The organism is Sphingomonas sp. BL2 (genome assembly GCF_056680015.1).
Map to the genome: position 1 here is coordinate 1,733,959 of NZ_CM155261.1, position 20,756 is coordinate 1,754,714.

Below are 20,756 nucleotides of genomic sequence, written 5' to 3' on the forward strand. Positions count from 1 at the left end.
GCGCGACGCGGACCGTTGCACTCTCGTAATGGTCGACAACGCTTCCAATCCGCCCGGCGAAGACGTCGAGGATCTCAAGGCCGCCGATGCGCAGGACCTGCACAAGGCCGTTCGCGAGGAGGGCGAGGAAGAACTCGATCGTCCGGTATCGTCGCTGTTCTTCTCCGGGCTCGCCGCGGGGATGGCGATCGCCAGTTCGCTGATCGCGGAAGGCGCGCTGCACCACGCGCTGCCGGATACGCCGTGGCGGACGATCATCGTCTCGCTTGGCTATCCGATCGGGTTCCTGGTCGTGATCCTCGGGCGGATGCAGTTGTTCACCGAGAGCACGATCACCGCCATGTTGCCGCTGGTGACCAAACCATCGGGCTGGGCATTGCGGCGCACCTTGCGGCTCTGGAGTGTGGTGCTGGGTGCCAACCTCATCGGGACGGCGCTGGCCGGCGGGATGATCGCCGCGGGCCTGCTCGGCGGCAGCGAGCTTCGTACCGCGATGATCGAGGTGTCGATGGCGATCACCGAACTCTCGCCAGGTGCGACGTTCGTCAACGCGATCCCGGCCGGGTTCATGATCGCGATCCTCGCCTGGTCGCTGCCGAATGCGCGCGAACAGTCGTTCCTCGTGATCGTCGCGATCACCTATGTCGTCGCGATCGCTGCGTTCAGCCATTCGATCGTCGGATCGGTGGAGGCGTGGCTGCTGCTGTTTTCGGGTAAGGTCGGCGCTGCCGAGGCGCTCGGCGGGCTGATGGTGCCGGCGATCCTCGGCAACTTGCTGGGCGGTGCGGGGTTGTTCGCCTTGCTCGCGCATGCACAGGTGCGCGGCGAAATGGACGGACAGGGCGAAAATTGATGGGCAAGACCAAGGACGCCGCGAAGGCCGTCGAAAAGGCGGACCGCAAGGCAACGCACAGGGCCGCAGAGCACCGCGACCAGCCGCTGGTCAAGGCGACCGGGTTCCTCGCCGAGATCGGCGACCAGCCGCAGCTGGTGGCGACGTCGATCGGCACGGTCGTGATCGGCCTGATCGCGCGCAGGCCGGACGTGATCCGTGGCGGCGTGCGGATGCTGGCGGCGCATGCGGCGGCGACCTTCGTCAAGTCGGCGATCAAGGCGTCGGTCGACCGCACCCGCCCGGAAAAGGCGATCGAGGACGGCAAGGCGCGGTTCGAGCCGGGCGAGAGCGACGATCACGACCAGACGTCGTTCCCGTCTGGCCACACTGCCGGCGCGGTTGCGGTCGCGCGTGCCGCGTCGCGCGACATCACCGGTGCCGGTGGTCCGGCGGCTTTGATCTCCGGCGCGGTCGCGGCGGCGCAACCGGTGAACGGGAAGCACTACCTCTCCGATCTCGTCGTCGGCGCCGCGGTCGGGTGGATCGCCGAAGCGCTCGTCAGCGCGGTGTTCGACCGGGTTGCGCCTGTGGTCGAGACGGCGGTGGCGAACAAGGCGCCGTTGTTGATCGAGCACGCCGTGGCCTGAGCGGTTCGACGCGACCGAGTGTTACCCGTTGACCACAGATTGCGGCGAAATGGATATTTGTAAGGATCGGCAAGGGGATAGCGGAACCGTTACGCCCGCGTGACGGTTGCCACCGCATCGTAACCAGAACGGACTATCCCCATGAAGAAGCTTTCCATCGCCGTCACGCTCGCCGCCATGGCCGTCTCGCTCGCAGCATGCGGCGGCAAGGGCGATGACAAGCTCGGCAGCCAGGTCGAGAAGGCCGCGGACAACCGTGCCGACGCACTCGAAGCGACTGCCGACAATCTCGAAGAGCAGGCCAAGGCAGTCCGCAAGGACGGCGATCGCCAGTCGGACGCGATCGACGACGCCGACGTGAACGCGCAGGCGATGCCGCAGGCGCAGAAGGATGCACTGGTCAACGGCAGCGAAAAGCTCCGTTGATCTTCTAGGCGCACACCAGCGCCGGCGTCCTGGCCGCCCTCCGGTACACACCGGAGGGCGGCTTTGACGTTTTGAAAGGACCGGCTCGATCGGTCGTTAATATGACGGGGGACACGGCAATGATCGACAGGCGTCGACTGGAAACGGGGGGCTTCATCACCTTCCTGGTGGCGATCACGATCGCGTTGTGCGTGGTCGTATCGTCGTTCGCGGCGGCGTTGTTGTGGAGTGCGCTGGCGGCAATCCTGTTCCAGTCGCTGTACCAGTGGCTGCTCAAGCGCTGGCCCGACCGCCGCAATCTCGCCGCCGCGTTGACGTTGCTGATCATCTTCGTCGCCGTAATCATCCCGACGCTGTTCATCGGCAGCCTGATGATCGACCAGTCCGCCTCGGTCTACGCCAAGCTGCAAAGTGGCCAGATCAACTTCGGCGCGTATTTTCAGCAGATTCACGACGCGATGCCGAACCGGATCCAGGGTGCGCTGGACAAGGCCGGGCTCAACAGCTTCGAACAGGCGCAGTCGCGGGTGTCCAACATCCTCGGCAACAGCGTCCGCTCGATCGCGGGGCAGGCACTGTCGATCGGCCGCAACGCGGCCGCGTTCCTGCTGTCGTTCGGCGTCGGGCTGTACGTGACGTTCTTCCTGCTCCGCGACGGCGACAAGGTCGGTCCGGCAATCCGCCGCGCACTGCCGTTCGAGCATTCGGTGGCGGTGAAGCTGGTCGACAAGTTCGTCGCGGTGGTGCGCGCGACGATCAAGGGATCGGTCATCGTCGGGCTCGTCCAGGGTGCGCTGGGCGGCCTGACCTTCTGGATCGTCGGCGTGCCGGCAGCCCTGCTCTGGGGCTTGCTGATGGCGCTGACGTCGCTGCTGCCTGCGCTCGGGCCTGCGATCGTGTGGGTGCCGGTTGCAGTGTACCTGCTGGCGACGGGCGCGGTCTGGCAGGGCGTGGTCGTGATCGTCTCGGGCGTCGTTGTGATTGGTCTGGCCGACAATATCCTCCGGCCGATCCTGGTCGGGCGTGACACCGGCATCCCGGATTACATCGTGCTGGTCACCACGCTCGGCGGGATCGAAGTAGTCGGGCTGAGCGGTATCGTCGTCGGACCGCTGGTGGCTGCGCTGTTCCTGACGGCGTGGCAGATCCTCACCGAGCAGCGGCATGCTCAGATTTCCCCCGTTCGTCCCGAGTAGCTGCTGAACCTGTCGAAGCGACGTATCGAAGGACAGGTCGGGGAGCGGAACGCGCCTTGTCCTCGATAACCCTCTCCCCTTGGGGAGAGGGAGGGGCCCGCACGGCGAAGCCGGGTGGGAGGGTGAGGGGGAGTGAGGCTCGGACCCTCTCCCCAAAGCCCCTCACCCTTCCGTCGCCAAGCGGCTCCTCCCTCCCTCTCCCCGGCGGGGAGAGGGACTGGGAGTTCAGCCCACAATAAAAAGGCCTCCCGCGGACTGAATCCGCGGGAGGCCTTTTCGTAACCCTAAAGGCGTCGCTATCAGGCGACGGCAGCCTTCAGCGCGTCGACCAGATCGGTCTTCTCCCAGGTGAACATGTCACCCTCAGGCTCGCGACCGAAGTGACCATACGCCGCGGTCTTCTTGTAGATCGGCGCGTTGAGCTTGAGGTGCTCGCGAATGCCCTTCGGCGTCAGGCGAACGAGCTTCGGCAGGACAGCCTCCAGCTTGGCCTCCTCGACGGTGCCCGTGCCATGCGTGTCGACGTACACCGACAGCGGCTCGGCAATCCCGATCGCATAGCTCAGCTGGATCGTGCAGCGACGCGCGAGCCCCGCAGCAACGACGTTCTTCGCCAGATACCGCGCGACATACGCCGCCGAGCGATCGACCTTCGTCGGATCCTTGCCCGAAAACGCACCACCACCGTGAGGCGCAGCGCCGCCGTACGTGTCGACGATGATCTTGCGACCCGTCACGCCGGCGTCGCCGTCGGGGCCACCGATTTCGAACTGGCCAGTCGGGTTGATGTAGATCGCGGTCTCGTCGGTGATGAAGCCGTCGGGCAGCACGTCCTTGAACACGCCCATGACATAGTCGCGCAGCACCGCGTACTTGGCGGGGTCGGCGTTGTCGCCCTTCTCGCAATAGCCCGGCGCGTGCTGCGTCGAGACAACGAGAGCGGTTGCGCCGACCGGCACTTCGTTCTCGTACGACAGCGTGACCTGGCTCTTGGCGTCGGGCTCGAGGAACGGCGCGGCGCCCGAGTGGCGATCTTCGGCCATCTTGGCGAGGATCTTGTGGCTGTAATACAGCGTCGCGGGCATCAGGCCGGGGGTCTCGTCGGTCGCGTAGCCGAACATGATGCCCTGGTCGCCGGCGCCCTCGTCCTTGTTGCCGCTCTCGTCGACGCCCATCGCGATGTGCGCGGACTGGCCGTGGAGGTTGTTCTCGAAGCGGAACGTCTCCCAGTGGAAGCCCGACTGCGCGTAGCCGATTTCCTTGACCGTGTTGCGGACAGCCGCCTCGATCTCTTCGAGCACGCCGTCGGCCCACTGGTCGTTCTCGTAGATGCCCTTGCCGCGGATTTCACCGGCGAGGACGACGAGCTGCGTGGTGGTCAGCGTCTCGCAGGCGATGCGTGCCTCGGGATCCTTGGCGAGGAACAGGTCGACGATCGTGTCGCTGATCTGGTCGGCGACCTTGTCGGGATGGCCTTCGGAGACCGATTCGGAAGTGAAGAGGAAAGACTTGCGCATGCGGGCCTCTTTGCCATGCTCTGGAGCGAGCGTCATATAAGGAAAGCTTTATATGACCCTAGCGCTGGCGACGGCGCAGGGCAACCGCAGTGACGAGCATGAGTATGGCGACGATCGCCGCCATCGCGTTGCCGACGCGCGAGAACAGCGTGGGAGGCAGCGCGGACGGCATCGGTTGTTCAATGGCACCGGCGGTCTCGTGCGGGACGGTCGCGACGAGGCGGCCATCGGCGGCGATGATCGCGGAAATACCGGTCGGCGTGGCGCGAAGGATCGGCAACCCTTCCTCGATCGCGCGCATCCGGGCCTGGGCGAGATGCTGCGGTGGCCCCCATTTGCCGAACCAGGCATCGTTCGACGGATTGAACAGGATGCGGGGGCGGTGTGCGCGATCCACGACCTCGCCGGAGAAGATGATCTCGTAGCAGATCTGCATGCCGATCGAACCGAAGCCCGGCAGTGTCAGGTTCGCAGGGCCCTTGCCCGACGTGAAGTCGATGTCGCCGGGGACGAGCCGCGCGAGTCCGAGCGGCTTCAGCAGCCACGGCATCGGCAGATATTCGCCGTATGGCACGAGGTGCGCCTTGTCGTAGCGGCCCCGCAACCGCGCTTGCGCATCGAGCGCGAATACCGAATTCGCCGCGCCGGAGATCTGATCCCTGGCGTTGAACTCGAGCGCGGTGCCGCCGATCAGCAGGATGTCCTCGGGGCCGAGCAGCCGCGCCATGCGGCGGCGGAGGTAGAGCGGGCTCGACCAGCCATAGGCGTAGAACGGGTAGCCATCCTCGACGTAATCGCGGACGACGCCTTCCGGCCAGACGACGAGACGCGGGGTGGCGCCGCCTTGGCCAGACAGCTTTTCGAGCGCGGTAAGGACGCGCTCGCCATCGGTCTCGCTGCGGTCTTCCTGGCCGATGTCGGGTTGGACCACGCGGACCAGAGGCGTGCCGGGAGCGGGCGGCGGTGCATTCGTCCAGAGCGCGGACAGTGCTGCGAGACAGAGCGCTGGAAGCGCGACGGCTGGCAGTGTCCAACGGCGTACCGCGAGCATCAGCAATGCGCCCGCGGCGAGGATCGTCACACCCGACAGCGCATAGGTGCCGATCCACGCGGACAGCCGCGCGACACCAATCGCGGGGAGCCAGACGACGCTCAGCGGATCCCACGCATAGCCGGTGAACAGCGTCGCGCGCAGCCACTCGGTCGCGATCCAGGCCGCGGCGAAGACGAACACGAACGTCGCGTCAGGGGTGCCGGGTCGTCGTGCGATCCGCCACGCCAGGCCGCCTGCAAGCATTGGGAACACCGCCAGGTACAGCGCGAGACCGACTGCCGCGAAGTACCCGAGCACCGGCGGCATCGCATCCTGAAAGTCGAACGCGTGCTGGAACCAGTTGTTGTTCACGGTAAAATGCCCAACTCCGAACACCCACCCACGCCACAGTGCGCTGCGAAGGGTCGGTGCGTCGTGGACGATCTTCATCCACACCGCGAACGCGATCAGCGTCAGCGGCCAGAGATCGAGCGGAGCGAACCCGGTCGCGGCAAGCGCTCCGAGGACGAGGCAGGCGAGGGCAGGGTAACGGTTCACGCTCGCGCTATGGCGTGGCGGAAGGGGCCGGGCAATGTCTTAGCCTCGTTGGGGCCTTGAACCCTACCTGGCGCCACCCCGGCGAAGGCCGGGGCCCAATTGGGGGACGTTGCTAACGGAGTGCAGCGCGTCGTTACTGCGACCTCTCCAATTGGGCCCCGGCCTTCGCCGGGGTGGTGCAGAGTTGTGAGATCACCTGCCCAAAGCTTGTTCTCCCGCGAAGGCGGGAGCCCAGACTGGGCTCCCGCCTTCGCGGGAGAACAAGAGAGGGCCACCGTCCCGGTAGGTGAAGCACCCACGCAATCCCCCGGCTCGACGAACCGGATCGCCCGACCTATTCTCCCCCCAATGACCCTACGCCCCTTCCACCTAGCCTTCCCGGTCCACGACCTCGCCGCCGCGCGCACCTTCTACGGCGCCACCCTCGGCTGCCGCGAAGGCCGCTCCAGCGACCACTGGATCGACTTCGACCTGTTCGGCCACCAGATCGTCGCGCACCTCGACCCCGCCGCCAAACCCGTCGCGGTCGAGAACGCGGTCGATGGCCACGCCGTCCCGGTCCCGCATTTCGGCGTCGTCCTGACGATGGACGACTGGACCGCGCTCTCCGAACGCGTCACCGCCGCCGGCGTCCAGTTCGGGATCGCACCGTACATCCGCTTCAAGGGCGAGCCCGGCGAGCAGGCGACGATGTTCTTTCTCGATCCCAGCGGCAACGCCCTAGAGTTCAAGGCGTTCGCCAACGACGACATGATTTTCGCGACTTAAGGAATAGACATGGGCACTCCCATCACCGTCGACGTCCCCCACCAGCTCGGCAAGGCAGCGGTCCGCACAAGGCTCGACGGCGGGATCGACAACATCAGCGCCAGCATTCCGGGCGGGTCGGTGACCGATCACCGCTGGGACGGCGACACGCTGCATTTCACGATCCAGGCGATGGGCCAGACGATCGCCAGCGCGGTCACGGTGTTCGAGACCAACGTCCATGCGGTCGTCGACCTGCCCGGGATCCTCGGCCTGTTCGCGAGCAAGGTGCAGGACATGATCCGCAAGGAAGCGCCGAAGCTTCTGCGTTGACGGAGCCGCGCCGGGGGCGGATCAAGCCTCCGGCGCGCGTCCGTACAGATCGAACGCGGCCTTCGCACCGACGATCGCATCGGCAATCCACGCTTCGTCGGCGGGCTGCGCATCGATCGCCGCGAGCAGTTCGCGCCACTCGCCGGGCAGGTGCTTCGCCCCGAGATACGCCGATGGCATACCCTCGGGCACCGACCGCGACAGCATGATGCCGCCGAGCCTCGAGCCCTCGACCACGTACATCGCACCCCATCCGGCTGCCACGCTTGCTATTGCCTCGAACGCCATCGGCGCCGGCATCGGCTCGCCCAGCGCCCTGAGATCGGCAGCGAGCAGGTCCATCCGATCGCGAAACGCAGGCAAGCCGGGGATATCACGCAGCCACGCTTCCACCGCGGGCAACGCCTTGGCGTGCGCGATCAGGAAGGCGCGGTAGTCGGCCGCGTCGGTCAGGTCATAGCGTCCGAACCCTGCATCGACCGCGTCGTGATCGCTCGCGGTTGCCGCGCGCAGGCGGGCGACCGTGGTATTCGCCTTGGTCAACAGCACCGTCCTCCACCCTTGCTTCCATAGCGCGCCTCTTGCCGATCGCGGAAGAACGCGCGTTCGTCCATCGGTGCGTGGTCGGGATGCCGTTCCGCCATGTGCTGGCAATACGCGGCATAGGACGGCACGCCAACCATCAGCAGCGCGGTCTCGCGAACCTTGGCGTAGAGTGTCCGGATCATTCCGCGGCCACCAGCTGCGGCGGGACTTCGGTCACCGTCGGCCGGTCGATCTTCAGCGCGGCAAGACACGTCCGAATCCCAAAGAACACGATCGACAGCACCACCGCCAGGAACAGCGCGCAAAGCCCCGCGTCGATCCGGTCGTTCAGTACGATCCGCTGCATCTCCGCCATCGTCCTAGCCGGCGCGAGCAGTTCACCCCGCGCCGCCGCATCGGCGAACTTCGAGGCGTGCGCGAGGAAGCCGACCTTCGGATCGCTCGCGAACAGCTTCATCAGCCCCGCGGTGATCGTGCACAGGCACAGCCACGCGGCGGGCAGGATCGTCACCCATGCGTAACGCTGACGCTTCATTCGGAACAGCACCACCGTCGCCAGCACCAGCGCGACCGCCGCGAGCATCTGGTTCGAGATCCCGAACAGCGGCCACAACGTGTTCACCCCGCCAAGCGGATCGGTGACGCCCTGGTACAGGAAGAAGCCCCACGCGGTTACGCACAACGCGGTCGCTATCAGGCCCGGTACGATCGCCGACGCATTACGGAACGACGGCACCGCGAGTCCGATCAGATCCTGCAGCATGAACCTTCCGGCGCGCGTCCCCGCATCGACCGCGGTCAGGATGAACAGAGCCTCGAACAGGATCGCGAAGTGATACCAGAACGCCTTCATCGCCTGCCCGCCGACGAGGTGGCTGAAGATCTCCGACATCGCCACCGCCAGCGTCGGCGCGCCGCCCGTGCGCGATACGATCGTGGTCTCGCCGACGTCCTTCGCGGTCTGCGCAAGAAGCTCCGGCGTGATCGGGAAGCCCATCGCGGTGACCGCGGTCGCGGCCGACGCGAAGTCGGTGCCGACCACCGCCGCCGGGCTGTTCATCGCGAAATACACGCCGGGATCGAGGATCGACGCGCCGACCAGCGCCATGATCGCAACGAAGCTCTCCATCAGCATCGCGCCATAACCGATAAACTGCGCATCGCCTTCGCTCGCGATCAGCTTCGGCGTCGTGCCGCTAGCGATTAGCGCGTGGAAGCCCGACACCGCGCCGCACGCGATCGTGATGAACAGGAACGGAAAGAGCCCACCCGACCAGACCGGGCCGGATCCGTCGATGAACGGGGTCAGCGCGGGCATCCGCAGCGGTGGCGCGACGACCGCGATACCGATCGCCAATGCGACGATCGCGCCGATCTTGAGGAAGGTCGACAGGTAATCGCGCGGCGCCAGCAGCAGCCACACGGGGAGGACGGAGGCGACCGTGCCATAGCCGACCATCAGCACGCAGAGCTGCACCGGGGTCAGCGTGAACAGCGGCGCAAGCGTCGGCGAGGCGGCGACGGTGCCGCCATAGACGATCGCGGCGAGCAACCCGATGACGCCGAGAACGGAGACTTCGCCGACCTTTCCGGGCCGGATCCAGCGCGTGTAGATGCCCATCAGGAACGCAAGCGGGATCGTCGCCGCGACGGTGAACAGCCCCCACGGGCTCCCGGCGAGCGCGCGCACCACGATCAGCGCGAGTACGGCGAGAATGATGACCATGATCGCGAACGCGCCGATGAGCGCGATCACGCCGGGGATCGCGCCCATCTCCATGCGGATCAGTTCGCCGAGCGAACGCCCGTCACGCCGCATCGAGATGAACAGGATCATGAAATCCTGCACCGCGCCCGCGAGCACGACACCGGCAAGGATCCAGAGCGTGCCGGGAAGATAGCCCATCTGCGCAGCGAGCACCGGGCCGACGAGCGGCCCTGCACCGGCGATGGCTGCGAAATGGTGGCCGAACAGGACGTTGCGATCGGTCGCGACGTAATCGAGGCCGTCGGCGCGGCGCAGTGCCGGGGTAGGCCGCGACGGATCGAGCTGCATCACATGCCGCGCGATGTAGCGCGCATAGAACCGGTACGCGATCAGCTGGACGGAGACGGCGGCAGTGACGATCCACAGCGCGTTGACATGCTCGCCACGCTCGAACGCGACGACCGCGAGCGCACAGGCCGCGAGCAGCGCAAGGGCTCCCCAACCGATCTTCTCGCGTAATGTCATTGCGTTCGCGCTCCCGTGCTTTCTCGAAGGCGACATCGCGTATTCGCCGGGGGAGCGCTAGCCCCCCCCGCGACCGCGTCATAGCAATGCCCCCGGGAAGACGTGGTGGTGGGCCGACACGATTACTGGTTCATCGTCGACACTATGAAAAATTCGGTGCCGGCCCGGTCTGCGGACGGTTCTGTTAACCAGTCGGATATATACGAGAATCGCCCGTCACGCAGAGGACGCATCGTGCGCATTACCGAACTTCAACCGACTCCCACCGGTGCCGAACCGCTCGATATTCCGGCGGAGCTGCTCGACAGCGTCCTGCGTCATCAAAGCCACCTGGCGAGCCTCGTCGCGAGCCTGCGCGCTGCGGGCCTGTCGGAGGACATGGTGGAGTCGAGCGTCCGCACGCTCGTCGACAGTTATGCCGATGAATTGACGGTCGCGATCCGCGGGATGATGAAGGCACCCCCTCATGGATGACACGCGGCTATACGACGACGATGCGCGGATCGCGGCGCTCCACCGTCTCAACGTGCTCGATACCGCCGCGGAGAAGCCGTTCGAAAAGATCGTGACGCTGGTGCGGACCGTGCTGGCGGTGCCGATCGCGACGGTGACGCTGGTCGATCGCGATCGCCAGTGGTTCAAGGCACAACGTGGCCTCGACCAGCAGGAAACGCCGCGTGCGATCTCGTTCTGCACGCACACCATTCAGCAGCGCGAACCGCTGATCGTCGAGGACGCACATCTCGATCCGCGTTTTGCCACCAGCCCGATGGTCGTCGGACCGCCGCATATCCGCAGCTATGCGGGCATCCCGCTGCGCACGCCCGAGGGTTATAACGTCGGCTCGCTGTGCGCGATGGACACGCGCGCGCGGCGGTTCAGCCCTGCCGACATCGCCATCCTCTCGAATTTCGCCAACATCGTCTGCGACGAACTCGAATTGCGGATGATCGCGCAGGTCGACCACCTGACCGGCGCGCTGACTCGGCGCGGTTTCGTCGAACAGGCCGAGCGCGAGATGGCGCGGTCCCGCCGCTACGAGCGGCCAAGCACGCTGGTGATGCTCGACGTGGATCATTTCAAAATGGTCAACGACACCTATGGCCATACGACCGGCGATCAGGTGTTGCACCAGCTCGCCAAGCTGGCGGAGGCCACGCTTCGGCCGATCGACGTGTTCGGCCGATTGGGCGGCGAGGAATTCGGTATCTTGCTGCCGGAGACGGGCGCGGACGAGGCACTGATTGTCGCCGAGCGCCTGCGCGAATCGATTGCGGGGTTTCCCATGCGGCTCTCGAATGACGCCACGCTCAAGGTGACGGCGAGCTTCGGTATCGCCGTCCTGACGCCAACCCTTACCTCGGTGGCGACCTGGATCGAGCAGGCTGACACGATGCTCTACGCCGCCAAGGCTGCCGGTCGAAACTGCACGAAGCAGGAATTGGTAGAGTAGGCGGCCTCAGCCGGTTTCAGCGTTGCCGCAGCCGATGGAAGACCTTCGGCGGCGGCAACATGACCGGCACGTCAGACCTGCGAGTGGTGGCCCTTAAGCTCGTCGCCGACGATCCGCACCACGTGCAGCACGTTGGTCGACCCAGGCGTCCGGAACGGCACGCCCGCCAGCACGATCACCCGGTCGCCGGCCTTCGCCATGCCATGCCGCAGCGCCATCCGCTTCGACTTCGCCACCATGTCCTCGAACGACTCGACGTCGCGCGTATGCACGGCATGCGTCCCCCACAGCAGCCCGAGCCGTCGCGATGTCTCCTGGCTCGGCGTCAGCACCAGCAGCGGCACCGACGGCCGCTCGCGCGCGATCCGGCGCGCGGTCGAGCCCGACGTCGTGAAGCAGATGATCGCCACCGCGGACACCGTCGCGGCGATGGTCTTCGCCGCCTCGGCGAGCGCATCCGCGGTCGTCGGATCGGGCTTCATCACGGTGAAGTGCATCCGGTCGCCGTGCTCGGGATCGCCCTCGACCGACACGCCGATCGCATCCATCATCGCGACCGATTCGACCGGCCACGCGCCCGCCGCGCTTTCCGCCGACAGCATGATCGCGTCCGCACCGTCATACACCGCGGTCGCAACGTCGGACACTTCCGCGCGCGTAGGGGAGGGCGACGTGATCATCGATTCGAGCATCTGCGTCGCCACGACCACCGGGCGGCCCATCCGGCGCGAAACCTCGACGATGCGCTTCTGCAACGGCGGCACCTGCTGCGGCGGCAGCTCGACGCCGAGATCGCCGCGCGCGACCATCACGCCGTCGCACGCCTCGACGATCTCCTCGAGCCGCTCGATCGCTGCCGGCTTCTCGATCTTCGCCATCAGTGCCGCCTTGCCGCCGATCAGCTTGCGCGCTTCCCAAAGATCTTCCGGGCGCTGAACGAACGACAGCGCGATCCAGTCGACGCCCTGGTCGACCGCGAAGTCGAGATCGCTGCGATCCTTCTCGGTCAGCGCGGCCATCGGCAGCACGACGTCGGGGACGTTCAGCCCCTTGCTGTTCGACAACGCGCCGCCGACCTCGACCCGCGTCGTGATCTCGCGCGGGCTGTGCGACACGACGCGCAGCACGAGCTTGCCGTCGTCGAGCAGCAGGCGGGCGCCCGGCTCGATCGCCGCGAAGATCTCGTCGTGCGGCAGCTCGACGCGGGTCGCATTGCCCGGCGTCGGGTCGCGGTCGAGCACGAAGGTGGAGCCGGTTTCGAGGACCGTGCGTCCGCCGTCGAACTTGCCGACACGCAGCTTCGGCCCCTGAAGATCGGCGAGGATGGTCGACGGACGACCATAGTCCTTCTCCAGCGCGCGAATCGCCTGGATCACGGCGATCTTCGACTGCTGGTCGCCGTGGCTCATGTTGATTCGGAACGCGTCGGCGCCGGTACGGAAGAGCGTCGCGATCATCTCGGGGGTGCTGCTGGCAGGGCCTAGGGTCGCGAGGATGCGGACTTTCCGCAAACGGGGAGCAATGGCGTGGGTCATGCGGTGCGTTTCCTGGGGGAGGTCTTTGCCGCGACGGGCCTTAAACCCTATCTCCGCGGGATCAACCACGGAGCACATGAATGAACCCCGAAACCGACTCGCTCGATACGCTCGACGATGCCGTAGCGGCACAGGCCTTCCGCCGTCTGATCCGCCATCTCCGCCACCGCGAGGACGCGCAGAACGTCGACTTGATGGGGCTCGCCGGTTTTTGCCGCAACTGCCTGTCGGACTGGGTCGAGGAAGCGGGCGGCCTGTCGAAGGATGCCGCGCGGGAGACGGTGTACGGGATGCCATACGCCGAATGGAAGGCGCACCACCAGGGTGACGCGACGCCCGAGCAGCTCGAACGGATGAAGGTGAGCGTCGCGAAGAACGCGGTGGTCTGAGAACGGCTGCAATGGATTCGCGACGATCCCCCGCAGGGTCGCTTGAGCCGAACACGGTAAACGCCTAGACGCTGGCCCGCACCCAATTCGGCATGATTCAGGACGTCTCCGGACGACGATCACCGGTGCGGGCTTGTATCTTGATTGGCTTTTGACCGGCGCGTGGGCGCTGGCGAGTGGGGAATTTTCGATGTCTGACGAACGGCAACACGGCATGGGCGGCGGCGCGGTCGCAGCGGACGAACTGCGCCTGCTGATCGAGCGCGCCGAGCGTCTCGAAGAAGAGAAGAAAGGTATCTCGGACGACATCAAGGACGTGATGGCCGAAGCCAAGGGTCGCGGCTACGACCCCAAGGCGATTCGGAAAATCCTGTCGATCCGGAAGAAGAAGAAGGAAGAATATCAGGAGGAGGAAGCGATCCTCGAAGTGTATCTCCAGGCGTTGGGGATGATCTGAATTTCACGAGGGCGGTGAGACGGCCAAACGCGTCGGTTTTGACGTGCTTAACAAAACTGTCATCGGTTGCGGCTTAGTGTCCGGCTATGAACATCCGTTTCCTCGCCGCCCTCGCGCTGGCCACTATGGCCGCCCCCGCCCAGTCGGATGAGGGGGCGGCCAATGCCAGCTTCTGCCAGCGGATCGCGACCGAGCTCGGTATGAAGACGGCGAAACCGTCTGACGGCCACGCCGCATGGGAGCTGAAGACGCTCGGCGGCCTGGGTACCGCGCTGTTCGGTGGATCGAGCTATGTTTCGATGGGGCTCGGTCCGGCTGAAGACTCGGTCATCACTAACGCACGCCAATATGTCGATGCGTGTGCCAGCGTCGCCAACGGGATGGTATGCACTGTCACCGGGCCGGCGGAATTCCAGATTGGCGTGAAAGACCACATGGTCAAGATGCGCGCGAATGCAGGCGAGCGTGCACAGGTCAGCATGGTAAAGATGCGCATCCGATGCGAGGACCGTTGACCGCGCCGAATATTGCGCTTGCTGTCGTCATGGGCGTCCTCTTGCTGGTGCTGGTCAACGTCATCACGGTCGCCGCGTTCGCGCTCGACAAGCGGCGATCGCTGACGGGCGAATGGCGGATTCCTGAATCCCGCTTGCTCTGGCTCGCCGCACTTGGCGGCAGCCCGGGCGCGTTCTGGGCGCGCAATCGCTACCGGCACAAGACACGGAAGCAACCATTCGTCGGTCGGCTCCAGCTCATCGCGATGGTACAAGTTGGCGTCGTCGCAGGTCTCGCCATCGCGTTCGCATTCTAGGTTCGGCAACCGGCAGCGTCATTGCTGCACCCGAAGCTTAGGTGTATTGCCGTTATGCAACATTGCATCGGGGGCAAGCATGCGGGTATTTTTGGGGATTGCGGCGGCGGCGTTGGTTAGTGCTCCCGTCGCGGCGCAATCGGTTGAGGTCGATACCCAAAAACTCGGTCAGCGGGCCGAGGCGTTCGTCCGGGTCCGCAACCAGTTCGATCAGGCGGCGATGATCGCGATGATGGCGCCCGAATACCAGGAGGTGTCTCCGGTCGGCGAGGTCGATTCCCGCGAGCGCGTGATCGGGTTCTACGCAGCCGACAAGAAATCGGCGGCACCGCCGATGACGATCACCGAAACGGTCGCGCGGCCCGCCGGCACGATCGGCGTCGTCACGATGCGGATCGCCTACACCATGCCCGGCAAGGACGGTCAGATGCAGACGCGCGCGCTGCGGGCCGGCTTCGTCGCGCGACGGATCAAGGGCGACTGGCAGTTCGTGTCGTTGCAGTTCACCCCGATCCGCGGATGACGACCTACGCCGCCTCCGCCGGCAGCGTCGTCCAGCCCAGCCCTGGGATTGTGATCGAGCGTTTGCCGGCCAGATCGGTCCGGCACACGATCAGTTCGCGGCTTTCGATGTAGCCAATCAGGCGCTTCACACGGCCGATCGAACTCGTACCATAGGTCGCTGCGATGCGCGCGTCAGACGGGCAGGGCTCGCCTTCACGTGCCGCGCGGGCCACCAAAAGGAACGCGCCGAGCATATCGTCGGGCAGCCCGCTCGCCACATCGAGCGCCGCCGTCCACGCCTCATCGGTCATGTCGAAGATGCCGGCGCGGGCGCAACTGAGACGCCGGACGAAGCCGGGCAAATCGAGCGGTGGTTTCGCCAAGCCCCCCATCCGGCAGCGCACCTGGAAATCCTGGAACAGCACCGATGGCGGACGCAGCGTCGACTCAGGGTCCTCCACGATCGCGCGGAAGACGTCGGCGTAGACCGCCTCGACCTCGTCGTCGGTCTTCTCAGGCGGCGGCGGCGCGGCGGTGCGTGGCTCGGGCGGGCGGGCGATGCCGTCGAGCAGTTCCTCCGCCGGCACGCGACGCGGGCGCGAATCGAACATCAGGCCGAGTTCGGGCGCGTCGACCACCGGCTCGGACAACAGGTCCTGCAGGTCCATCGGCGCGGCGCTGGGGAGGGGGGTGAGCTTCGGGCTCCCGCTACGTGCCGATGTCGCGACGTCGCCGATCTTCACGGTGATCGGACGCCGCGACACCGCCGGTCCGAGCGCCATGAACGTGCCGCGCTGGAGATCGCGAATTGCTTCGGCCTGGCGTCGCTCCATGCCGAGCAGATCCGCCGCGCGCGCCATGTCGATGTCGAGGAAAGTGCGGCCCATCAGAAAATTCGACGCCTCCGCGGCGACGTTCTTCGCCAGCTTCGCCAGCCGCTGCGTCGCGATCACGCCGGCGAGGCCGCGCTTACGGCCACGGCACATCAGGTTGGTCATCGCCGCTAGCGACGCACGACGGACCTCTTCCGACACTTCGCCACCAGTCACCGGCGCGAACATCTGCGCTTCGTCGACCACCACCAGCACCGGATACCAATGCTCGCGCGGCGCATCGAACAGCGCTGAGAGGAACGACGCCGCACACCGCATCTGACCCTCGACCTCGAGCCCTTCGAGGCTCAGCACGGCGGACGTCCGATGTTCGCGCAACCGCGTCGCAATGCGCGCGATCTCGCGTTCGCTATAGTCGCCCGCCTCGATCACGACATGCCCGTGCGGCCCCGCGAGCGTCACGAAATCGCCCTCGGGATCGATCACGATCTGCTGGACATGGCCCGCCGATCGCTCGAGCAGGCGGCGCAACAGATGCGATTTTCCCGAGCCCGAATTGCCCTGCACCAACAGGCGGGTGGCGAGTAGTTCCTCCAGGTCGACGCCGACGGCAGTACCATTGCCGTCGGTGCCCATATTCACGCTAACCGTCATGCCGCGCGTTTGGCAGGTGCGGGCGCATGGGGGCAAGGAGTCTTTGTCGCTTGCGTCGCAAGCCGGGCTTTGCGCTGGCATAATCCGCAGCCCGGGCTAGGGCGCGACTCATGGCTACGAAATCCTCCCCGCTCGCCGATCTATCGCAACGGTTGCTCGGCAAGGCGCCGGGCGATCTCGACGACGAGGAGCGCCGCGTCCTTGCCGGGATCGAGGCGGGGACCACCGTCAGCCGCGATGCCGCCGACGTGTCTGACGAGCGGTCGACCTTCGGCGAGCGACTGTCGGACCGGGTCGCGGCGATCGGCGGGTCGTGGGGGTTCATCATCGCGTTCACCGCGGTGCTGCTCGGCTGGATGCTGTTGAACTCGGACATCCTCACGCATTTCGGCGCGGCGTTCGATCCCTACCCGTACATCTTCCTCAACCTGCTGCTGTCGACGGTCGCGGCGATCCAGGCGCCGGTGATCATGATGAGCCAGAACCGGCAATCGGCGAAGGATCGCCTCGCGGCGAGTCTCGACTACGAGACCAATCTGCGCGCCGAACTCGATATTCTGCGCGTCCACCACAAGATCGATCACCTGGTGCTGGCGCGGCTCGACGCGATCGAGCAGAAGATCGACGCTCTGGCGAAAACGGCCTCACCGTCCTAAAGCCACCGCATCAGGCTATTAGAGGCACCGATGGCAGGCCATTCCAAATACAAGAATATCATGTACCGCAAGGGCGCACAGGACAAGAAGCGCTCGTCGGCGTTCAGCAAGCTCAGCCGGGAAATCACGGTCGCGGCCAAGATGGGCCTGCCCGACGTCGACATGAACCCGCGCCTGCGCGCGGCGGTGAACGCGGCCAAGGCGGCGTCCCTGCCCAAGGAGAACATCCAGCGCTCGATCGACAAGGCGAGCCGTGGCGATGCCGAGAATTACGAAGAGATCCGCTACGAGGGCTTTGGCCCAGGCGGCGTGTCGCTGATCATCGAAGCGCTGACCGACAACCGCAACCGCACCGCGACCAACGTGCGCGTCGCGGTCGGCAAGAACGGCGGCAATCTGGGCGCAGGCGGTTCGGTGAGCCACGCATTCGACCGCGTCGGGCTGATCTCGTATCCGGCAAGCGCAGGCGATGCCGACACGGTGTTCGAAGCGGCGCTGGAGGCTGGCGCCGAGGACGTCACGTCGAGCGAGGACGGCCATGAGGTCTGGACCGCGCAGGGCGACCTGCACGAGGTGGCCAAGGCGTTGGAAGCCAAGCTCGGCGAGGCCGAAGGCGCCAAGCTCGCCTGGCGTCCGCAGGTCATGGTCGCGGTCGATGCGGACGATGCAGCGACGCTGTTCAAGCTGATCGATGCGCTCGACGAGGACGACGACGTGCAGACCGTCTGGGGCAACTATGAGATCTCCGACGAGATTATGGAGACTTTGGGTTGAGATGAAGAAGTTTGGTTCGCGCGGAGGCGCGGAGGCGCGGAGAGTGGCGCTTCGTGCAATCGTCCTCCGCGCGAGCGGCCTCATATCGGTAGGCCAGCCTAGCGGTGTGAGAGTCCCGCTGACGCGAGACGATAGCCAAAAGCGCACCCCCTCCGCGCCTCCGCGCCTCCGCGCGAACCAACCTTCTACCTCGGCATGATCATCCTAGGACTAGACCCCGGCCTCGGCACCACCGGCTGGGGCGTTATCCGCGCCGATGGCAACCGGCTGAGCCATATCGCCAACGGCCAGATCAAGACCGATCCGTCGATGGCGCTCCCCCGCCGGCTCACCGCGCTGTATAATGCGTTGATCGACGTCATCCGCACCGAACGCCCTGACGGCGCGGCGGTCGAGGAAGTGCTCGGTAATACCAACGCGCAGTCGACGCTGAAGCTCGGGCAAGCGCGCGGCGTCGTCCTGCTCGCTGCGGCGGGCGCGGGGCTGCATATCGGCGAATACCACCCCTCGACCGTCAAGAAGGGCGTCGTCGGCACCGGCGGCGCGGACAAGAAACAGATCCAGGCGATGATGGCCGTGTTGTTGCCTGGGGCGAAACTCGCCGGCCCCGATGCCGCCGACGCGCTCGCGGTCGCGATCACGCACGCGCATCACGTCGCAAGTGCTGCCGCTCTGGCGCGACGCAGCGGCGTCGGCGCCTGACCTTTCTCCGCTGATGCCATCTAAAACAGCGGGCAACGGCGTTTTCAGGCGCCGCAGCGAAAACGCACGTTGTCTCCCTCGCCGCAACTCGGCCAAGTCAATCTCCGCTCAGACAAACCTGGTTCATTTTGAGTGAGATTGGCGCCCGATCGGTATAATTATACCTGAATCAAGTTTTTATAGCCAAGCCATCACCGCTGTGGCAGCGCCGCGCGGGAATGTAATTTAGATTAAAGGCGGCACGATGCTGGTCGAACACGTACGGGGAGGAACGAACAGCAACAACGTCCCGGCCTCGGCGTTCGCGATGCCTGCGGGCATGACGATGCGGTACGACCTGCCCGATCCCGCTTTGTCCGAGTATTTGACGGGGTATGCGATCTACGCCTCGAACGATCGCGCGCCGATGCTCAACTGGTATCTGCCGGCACCGGCGATGATCTCCGTGCTGGTCGATGCCGGGCCACTGACCGTCTCGGTCGGCAACCACCGCTTCGGCCCGCTCGACCGCGCAAGCTTCTACGGCCCGACCAGCCGCGCCTTCCGGACCGAGACGCGTGGCGGGATCGCCGTCGGCATCGGCCTCAGTGCGCTCGGCTGGTCGCGGCTCACCGCGCGGTCGGCGGGCGAGTTCCACAACCGCGTCGTGCCGCTCAGTTCGGCGCTGGGATCGGATCTTTCCGCGCGGCTGGTCGAAGGGCTCGATGCGCTCGACGACGACACGATGATCAAGCCGCTGCTCGATGCGGTGTTCGCTGCGTTTTTCACTCGCCCGCATCCGCGCGAGGATTTGATCCGCGCGTTCACCGCGTTGACCGTCACCGACGGCGTGATCGAGATGAAGGACGTCGCCGACCGCCTCGACATCCCGACGCATGAACTGCGCCGCATGGCGACGCGCCATTTCGGCATGCCCCCAAAGCTGTTGCTGAGGCGGGCGCGGTTCCTGCGCTCGTTCATCAGCCTAATCCGGACGGACGGCATGGCGGACTATTCGAAGATCGACAGCAGCTATTTCGACGCCTCGCATTTCCTCCGCGATGCCGGCACGTTCCTCGGCACGACCCCGCGCCGCTTCATCGCGTCCGACACCGTATTCCTGCGCGCCAGCCTGCGTGCGCGCGCGATGGTGATCGGCGCGCCGACCCAAGCGCTGCACGAAACCGCGAAGGTCGCTGCGCCCGTCCAGAACCGTCCGACGGGCGAGCAGGGTCGTCCGCAACCAAACGCCTGACCTGGGCGCGGGGCGATCGAGCCGGGAAGCCGGTATTTTGACGGGATGACGCCGCGCCGTCGATGTTCTACCGCCTGATCCAATGATCGTGCATCTCAAAGGACGGCTGGACTCGACCGGCATCGACCATGCCGTGATCGACGTCGGCGGCGTCGGCTATCTGGTCGGCGCATCGGCGCGCACGCTGTCGGCGCTCGGCCCGATCGGCGAGGCCTGCACGGTGTTCACCGAACTGCTGGTAGGCGAGGATTTCCAGCGGCTTGTCGGGTTTTCCAGCGCAGACGAGCGCGATTGGTTCCGGTTGCTGACGGGCGTGCAGGGGGTCGGCGCCCGCGTTGCGCTCGCGATCCTGTCGGCGCTGGAGCCGGTCGACCTGTCACGCGCGATCGCCAGCGGCGACAAGGCGATGGTCGCGCGCGCAAACGGTGTCGGGCCCAAGCTTGCCCAGCGTATCGTGATGGAATTGAAGGACAAGGTCGGCGGCATCGCGCTCGGTCTAGGGCCTGCGGTGGTCAACGCCGCGCCGGGCGCGTCTGCGGATGCTGTGTCGGCGCTGCTCAACCTCGGGTTCCGCCCGAACGAGGCGAGCGTCGCGGTGGCGGCGGCGGACGAGGAACTGGGACCGGGCGCTTCGCTTGATGCACTGGTCCGGCTGGCGTTGCGCAAGGCGTCGAAGTCTTAGT

Annotated in this window: 25 protein-coding genes; 18 read left to right on the forward strand and 7 right to left on the reverse strand. The window is 66.0% G+C overall.

The window, feature by feature from the left end; translation table 11 throughout:
- Nucleotides 1-28 precede the first annotated feature (28 nt).
- The 4 genes from AC1ME3_RS08000 to AC1ME3_RS08015 all read left to right on the forward strand — a co-directional run bounded on the left by AC1ME3_RS08000 (nt 29) and on the right by AC1ME3_RS08015 (nt 3,104).
- Nucleotides 29-853, forward strand: a complete 825-nt coding sequence (locus AC1ME3_RS08000; RefSeq protein WP_480955553.1) for a formate/nitrite transporter family protein — start codon at nt 29-31, stop codon at nt 851-853.
- A complete protein-coding gene (locus AC1ME3_RS08005) occupies nt 853-1,482 on the forward strand; it encodes a phosphatase PAP2 family protein (RefSeq protein WP_480955554.1) in 630 nt (209 codons plus the stop codon). The genes AC1ME3_RS08000 and AC1ME3_RS08005 overlap by 1 nt, the downstream gene beginning before the upstream one ends.
- Before the next feature lie 141 nt (nt 1,483-1,623).
- Nucleotides 1,624-1,908 (forward strand): lipoprotein, encoded by a 285-nt coding sequence (locus tag AC1ME3_RS08010; RefSeq protein ID WP_056061318.1) that lies wholly within the window; start codon nt 1,624-1,626, stop codon nt 1,906-1,908.
- Between the two features lie 119 nt (nt 1,909-2,027).
- Nucleotides 2,028-3,104, forward strand: coding sequence for an AI-2E family transporter (locus AC1ME3_RS08015; RefSeq protein ID WP_480955555.1), 1,077 nt, complete (start codon nt 2,028-2,030; stop codon nt 3,102-3,104).
- A 299-nt stretch (nt 3,105-3,403) separates the two neighbouring features.
- Here the strand turns inward: AC1ME3_RS08015 and metK are convergent, their stop codons facing one another.
- Together metK and lnt are read right to left on the reverse strand one after the other, a co-directional pair.
- The gene (gene metK / locus AC1ME3_RS08020) at nt 3,404-4,621 is read right to left on the reverse strand and encodes a methionine adenosyltransferase (RefSeq protein ID WP_480955556.1); all 1,218 of its coding nucleotides are present in this window, start codon (nt 4,619-4,621) and stop codon (nt 3,404-3,406) included.
- 58 nt (nt 4,622-4,679) lie between these two features.
- The gene (lnt, locus tag AC1ME3_RS08025) at nt 4,680-6,212 is read right to left on the reverse strand and encodes an apolipoprotein N-acyltransferase (protein ID WP_480955557.1); all 1,533 of its coding nucleotides are present in this window, start codon (nt 6,210-6,212) and stop codon (nt 4,680-4,682) included.
- 348 nt (nt 6,213-6,560) lie between these two features.
- Here lnt and AC1ME3_RS08030 point away from each other — a divergent pair, with 348 nt between their 5' ends.
- Together AC1ME3_RS08030 and AC1ME3_RS08035 are read left to right on the forward strand one after the other, a co-directional pair.
- Nucleotides 6,561-6,980, forward strand: a complete 420-nt coding sequence (locus AC1ME3_RS08030) for a VOC family protein (protein ID WP_480955558.1) — start codon at nt 6,561-6,563, stop codon at nt 6,978-6,980.
- A 9-nt stretch (nt 6,981-6,989) separates the two neighbouring features.
- Nucleotides 6,990-7,292, forward strand: a complete 303-nt coding sequence (locus AC1ME3_RS08035; protein WP_480955559.1) for a polyhydroxyalkanoic acid system family protein — start codon at nt 6,990-6,992, stop codon at nt 7,290-7,292.
- Nucleotides 7,293-7,313: 21 nt separating this feature from the next.
- Here the strand turns inward: AC1ME3_RS08035 and AC1ME3_RS08040 are convergent, their stop codons facing one another.
- The 3 genes from AC1ME3_RS08040 to AC1ME3_RS08050 are packed head-to-tail and all read right to left on the reverse strand — an operon-like array spanning nt 7,314 to nt 10,071.
- Entirely contained in the window at nt 7,314-7,835 is a 522-nt protein-coding gene (locus AC1ME3_RS08040) for a biliverdin-producing heme oxygenase (protein WP_480955560.1), read from the reverse strand.
- On the reverse strand, nt 7,832-8,020 hold the full coding sequence (locus tag AC1ME3_RS08045) for a YbdD/YjiX family protein (RefSeq protein ID WP_426282661.1): 189 nt from the start codon (nt 8,018-8,020) through the stop codon (nt 7,832-7,834). Before AC1ME3_RS08045 ends, AC1ME3_RS08040 begins: the two co-directional genes overlap by 4 nt.
- Nucleotides 8,017-10,071 (reverse strand): carbon starvation CstA family protein, encoded by a 2,055-nt coding sequence (locus AC1ME3_RS08050; RefSeq protein WP_480955561.1) that lies wholly within the window; start codon nt 10,069-10,071, stop codon nt 8,017-8,019. Before AC1ME3_RS08050 ends, AC1ME3_RS08045 begins: the two co-directional genes overlap by 4 nt.
- Nucleotides 10,072-10,305: 234 nt before the next feature.
- Here AC1ME3_RS08050 and AC1ME3_RS08055 point away from each other — a divergent pair, with 234 nt between their 5' ends.
- Both AC1ME3_RS08055 and AC1ME3_RS08060 read left to right on the forward strand, forming a co-directional pair.
- Nucleotides 10,306-10,545, forward strand: a complete 240-nt coding sequence (locus AC1ME3_RS08055) for a hypothetical protein (protein ID WP_353465955.1) — start codon at nt 10,306-10,308, stop codon at nt 10,543-10,545.
- Nucleotides 10,538-11,524 carry a GGDEF domain-containing protein gene (locus AC1ME3_RS08060; RefSeq protein WP_480955562.1) on the forward strand — a complete coding sequence of 329 codons (987 nt, stop codon included), beginning with the start codon at nt 10,538-10,540 and terminating at the stop codon, nt 11,522-11,524. The genes AC1ME3_RS08055 and AC1ME3_RS08060 overlap by 8 nt, the downstream gene beginning before the upstream one ends.
- A gap of 71 nt (nt 11,525-11,595) precedes the next feature.
- On the opposite strand, the gene pyk is transcribed toward AC1ME3_RS08060, so the two are convergent.
- A complete protein-coding gene (gene pyk, locus AC1ME3_RS08065; protein ID WP_480955563.1) occupies nt 11,596-13,059 on the reverse strand; it encodes a pyruvate kinase in 1,464 nt (487 codons plus the stop codon).
- Between the two features lie 80 nt (nt 13,060-13,139).
- Here pyk and AC1ME3_RS08070 point away from each other — a divergent pair, with 80 nt between their 5' ends.
- From AC1ME3_RS08070 to AC1ME3_RS08090, 5 genes are all read left to right on the forward strand, one after another.
- Nucleotides 13,140-13,448, forward strand: a complete 309-nt coding sequence (locus AC1ME3_RS08070) for a DUF1244 domain-containing protein (protein ID WP_480955564.1) — start codon at nt 13,140-13,142, stop codon at nt 13,446-13,448.
- 214 nt (nt 13,449-13,662) lie between these two features.
- A complete protein-coding gene (locus AC1ME3_RS08075) occupies nt 13,663-13,905 on the forward strand; it encodes a DUF2312 domain-containing protein (RefSeq protein ID WP_197942503.1) in 243 nt (80 codons plus the stop codon).
- Nucleotides 13,906-13,991: 86 nt separating this feature from the next.
- Entirely contained in the window at nt 13,992-14,420 is a 429-nt protein-coding gene (locus AC1ME3_RS08080) for a hypothetical protein (RefSeq protein ID WP_480955565.1), read from the forward strand.
- 29 nt (nt 14,421-14,449) lie between these two features.
- Nucleotides 14,450-14,716 (forward strand): DUF1294 domain-containing protein, encoded by a 267-nt coding sequence (locus AC1ME3_RS08085; protein ID WP_480955566.1) that lies wholly within the window; start codon nt 14,450-14,452, stop codon nt 14,714-14,716.
- Between the two features lie 79 nt (nt 14,717-14,795).
- Complete coding sequence (locus tag AC1ME3_RS08090; protein ID WP_480955567.1) at nt 14,796-15,239, forward strand: nuclear transport factor 2 family protein; 444 nt, start codon at nt 14,796-14,798, stop codon at nt 15,237-15,239.
- A gap of 4 nt (nt 15,240-15,243) precedes the next feature.
- Here the strand turns inward: AC1ME3_RS08090 and AC1ME3_RS08095 are convergent, their stop codons facing one another.
- Complete coding sequence (locus AC1ME3_RS08095; protein ID WP_121904341.1) at nt 15,244-16,707, reverse strand: helicase HerA domain-containing protein; 1,464 nt, start codon at nt 16,705-16,707, stop codon at nt 15,244-15,246.
- Between the two features lie 110 nt (nt 16,708-16,817).
- Here AC1ME3_RS08095 and AC1ME3_RS08100 point away from each other — a divergent pair, with 110 nt between their 5' ends.
- The 5 genes from AC1ME3_RS08100 to ruvA all read left to right on the forward strand — a co-directional run bounded on the left by AC1ME3_RS08100 (nt 16,818) and on the right by ruvA (nt 20,755).
- The gene (locus tag AC1ME3_RS08100; protein ID WP_480955568.1) at nt 16,818-17,363 is read left to right on the forward strand and encodes a DUF1003 domain-containing protein; all 546 of its coding nucleotides are present in this window, start codon (nt 16,818-16,820) and stop codon (nt 17,361-17,363) included.
- Between the two features lie 30 nt (nt 17,364-17,393).
- The gene (locus tag AC1ME3_RS08105) at nt 17,394-18,137 is read left to right on the forward strand and encodes a YebC/PmpR family DNA-binding transcriptional regulator (protein ID WP_480955569.1); all 744 of its coding nucleotides are present in this window, start codon (nt 17,394-17,396) and stop codon (nt 18,135-18,137) included.
- Nucleotides 18,138-18,332: 195 nt separating this feature from the next.
- A complete protein-coding gene (ruvC, locus tag AC1ME3_RS08110; RefSeq protein WP_056484899.1) occupies nt 18,333-18,839 on the forward strand; it encodes a crossover junction endodeoxyribonuclease RuvC in 507 nt (168 codons plus the stop codon).
- 244 nt (nt 18,840-19,083) lie between these two features.
- Nucleotides 19,084-20,073, forward strand: a complete 990-nt coding sequence (locus tag AC1ME3_RS08115) for a hypothetical protein (RefSeq protein WP_480955570.1) — start codon at nt 19,084-19,086, stop codon at nt 20,071-20,073.
- A gap of 82 nt (nt 20,074-20,155) precedes the next feature.
- Entirely contained in the window at nt 20,156-20,755 is a 600-nt protein-coding gene (ruvA, locus tag AC1ME3_RS08120) for a Holliday junction branch migration protein RuvA (protein WP_107963179.1), read from the forward strand.
- Nucleotide 20,756 lies beyond the last annotated feature (1 nt).

Coding starts and splice junctions, on each gene's coding strand:
- AC1ME3_RS08000 (WP_480955553.1), top strand. CDS start 29: ATGGTCGACAACGCTTCCAATCCGCCCGGCGAAGACGTCGAGGATCTC.
- AC1ME3_RS08005 (WP_480955554.1), top strand. CDS start 853: ATGGGCAAGACCAAGGACGCCGCGAAGGCCGTCGAAAAGGCGGACCGC.
- AC1ME3_RS08010 (WP_056061318.1), top strand. CDS start 1,624: ATGAAGAAGCTTTCCATCGCCGTCACGCTCGCCGCCATGGCCGTCTCG.
- AC1ME3_RS08015 (WP_480955555.1), top strand. CDS start 2,028: ATGATCGACAGGCGTCGACTGGAAACGGGGGGCTTCATCACCTTCCTG.
- metK (WP_480955556.1), bottom strand. CDS start 4,621: ATGCGCAAGTCTTTCCTCTTCACTTCCGAATCGGTCTCCGAAGGCCAT.
- AC1ME3_RS08030 (WP_480955558.1), top strand. CDS start 6,561: ATGACCCTACGCCCCTTCCACCTAGCCTTCCCGGTCCACGACCTCGCC.
- AC1ME3_RS08035 (WP_480955559.1), top strand. CDS start 6,990: ATGGGCACTCCCATCACCGTCGACGTCCCCCACCAGCTCGGCAAGGCA.
- AC1ME3_RS08045 (WP_426282661.1), bottom strand. CDS start 8,020: ATGATCCGGACACTCTACGCCAAGGTTCGCGAGACCGCGCTGCTGATG.
- AC1ME3_RS08050 (WP_480955561.1), bottom strand. CDS start 10,071: ATGACATTACGCGAGAAGATCGGTTGGGGAGCCCTTGCGCTGCTCGCG.
- AC1ME3_RS08060 (WP_480955562.1), top strand. CDS start 10,538: ATGGATGACACGCGGCTATACGACGACGATGCGCGGATCGCGGCGCTC.
- pyk (WP_480955563.1), bottom strand. CDS start 13,059: ATGACCCACGCCATTGCTCCCCGTTTGCGGAAAGTCCGCATCCTCGCG.
- AC1ME3_RS08070 (WP_480955564.1), top strand. CDS start 13,140: ATGAACCCCGAAACCGACTCGCTCGATACGCTCGACGATGCCGTAGCG.
- AC1ME3_RS08075 (WP_197942503.1), top strand. CDS start 13,663: ATGGGCGGCGGCGCGGTCGCAGCGGACGAACTGCGCCTGCTGATCGAG.
- AC1ME3_RS08080 (WP_480955565.1), top strand. CDS start 13,992: ATGAACATCCGTTTCCTCGCCGCCCTCGCGCTGGCCACTATGGCCGCC.
- AC1ME3_RS08085 (WP_480955566.1), top strand. CDS start 14,450: ATGGGCGTCCTCTTGCTGGTGCTGGTCAACGTCATCACGGTCGCCGCG.
- AC1ME3_RS08090 (WP_480955567.1), top strand. CDS start 14,796: ATGCGGGTATTTTTGGGGATTGCGGCGGCGGCGTTGGTTAGTGCTCCC.
- AC1ME3_RS08095 (WP_121904341.1), bottom strand. CDS start 16,707: ATGACGGTTAGCGTGAATATGGGCACCGACGGCAATGGTACTGCCGTC.
- AC1ME3_RS08100 (WP_480955568.1), top strand. CDS start 16,818: ATGGCTACGAAATCCTCCCCGCTCGCCGATCTATCGCAACGGTTGCTC.
- AC1ME3_RS08105 (WP_480955569.1), top strand. CDS start 17,394: ATGGCAGGCCATTCCAAATACAAGAATATCATGTACCGCAAGGGCGCA.
- ruvC (WP_056484899.1), top strand. CDS start 18,333: ATGATCATCCTAGGACTAGACCCCGGCCTCGGCACCACCGGCTGGGGC.
- AC1ME3_RS08115 (WP_480955570.1), top strand. CDS start 19,084: ATGCTGGTCGAACACGTACGGGGAGGAACGAACAGCAACAACGTCCCG.
- ruvA (WP_107963179.1), top strand. CDS start 20,156: ATGATCGTGCATCTCAAAGGACGGCTGGACTCGACCGGCATCGACCAT.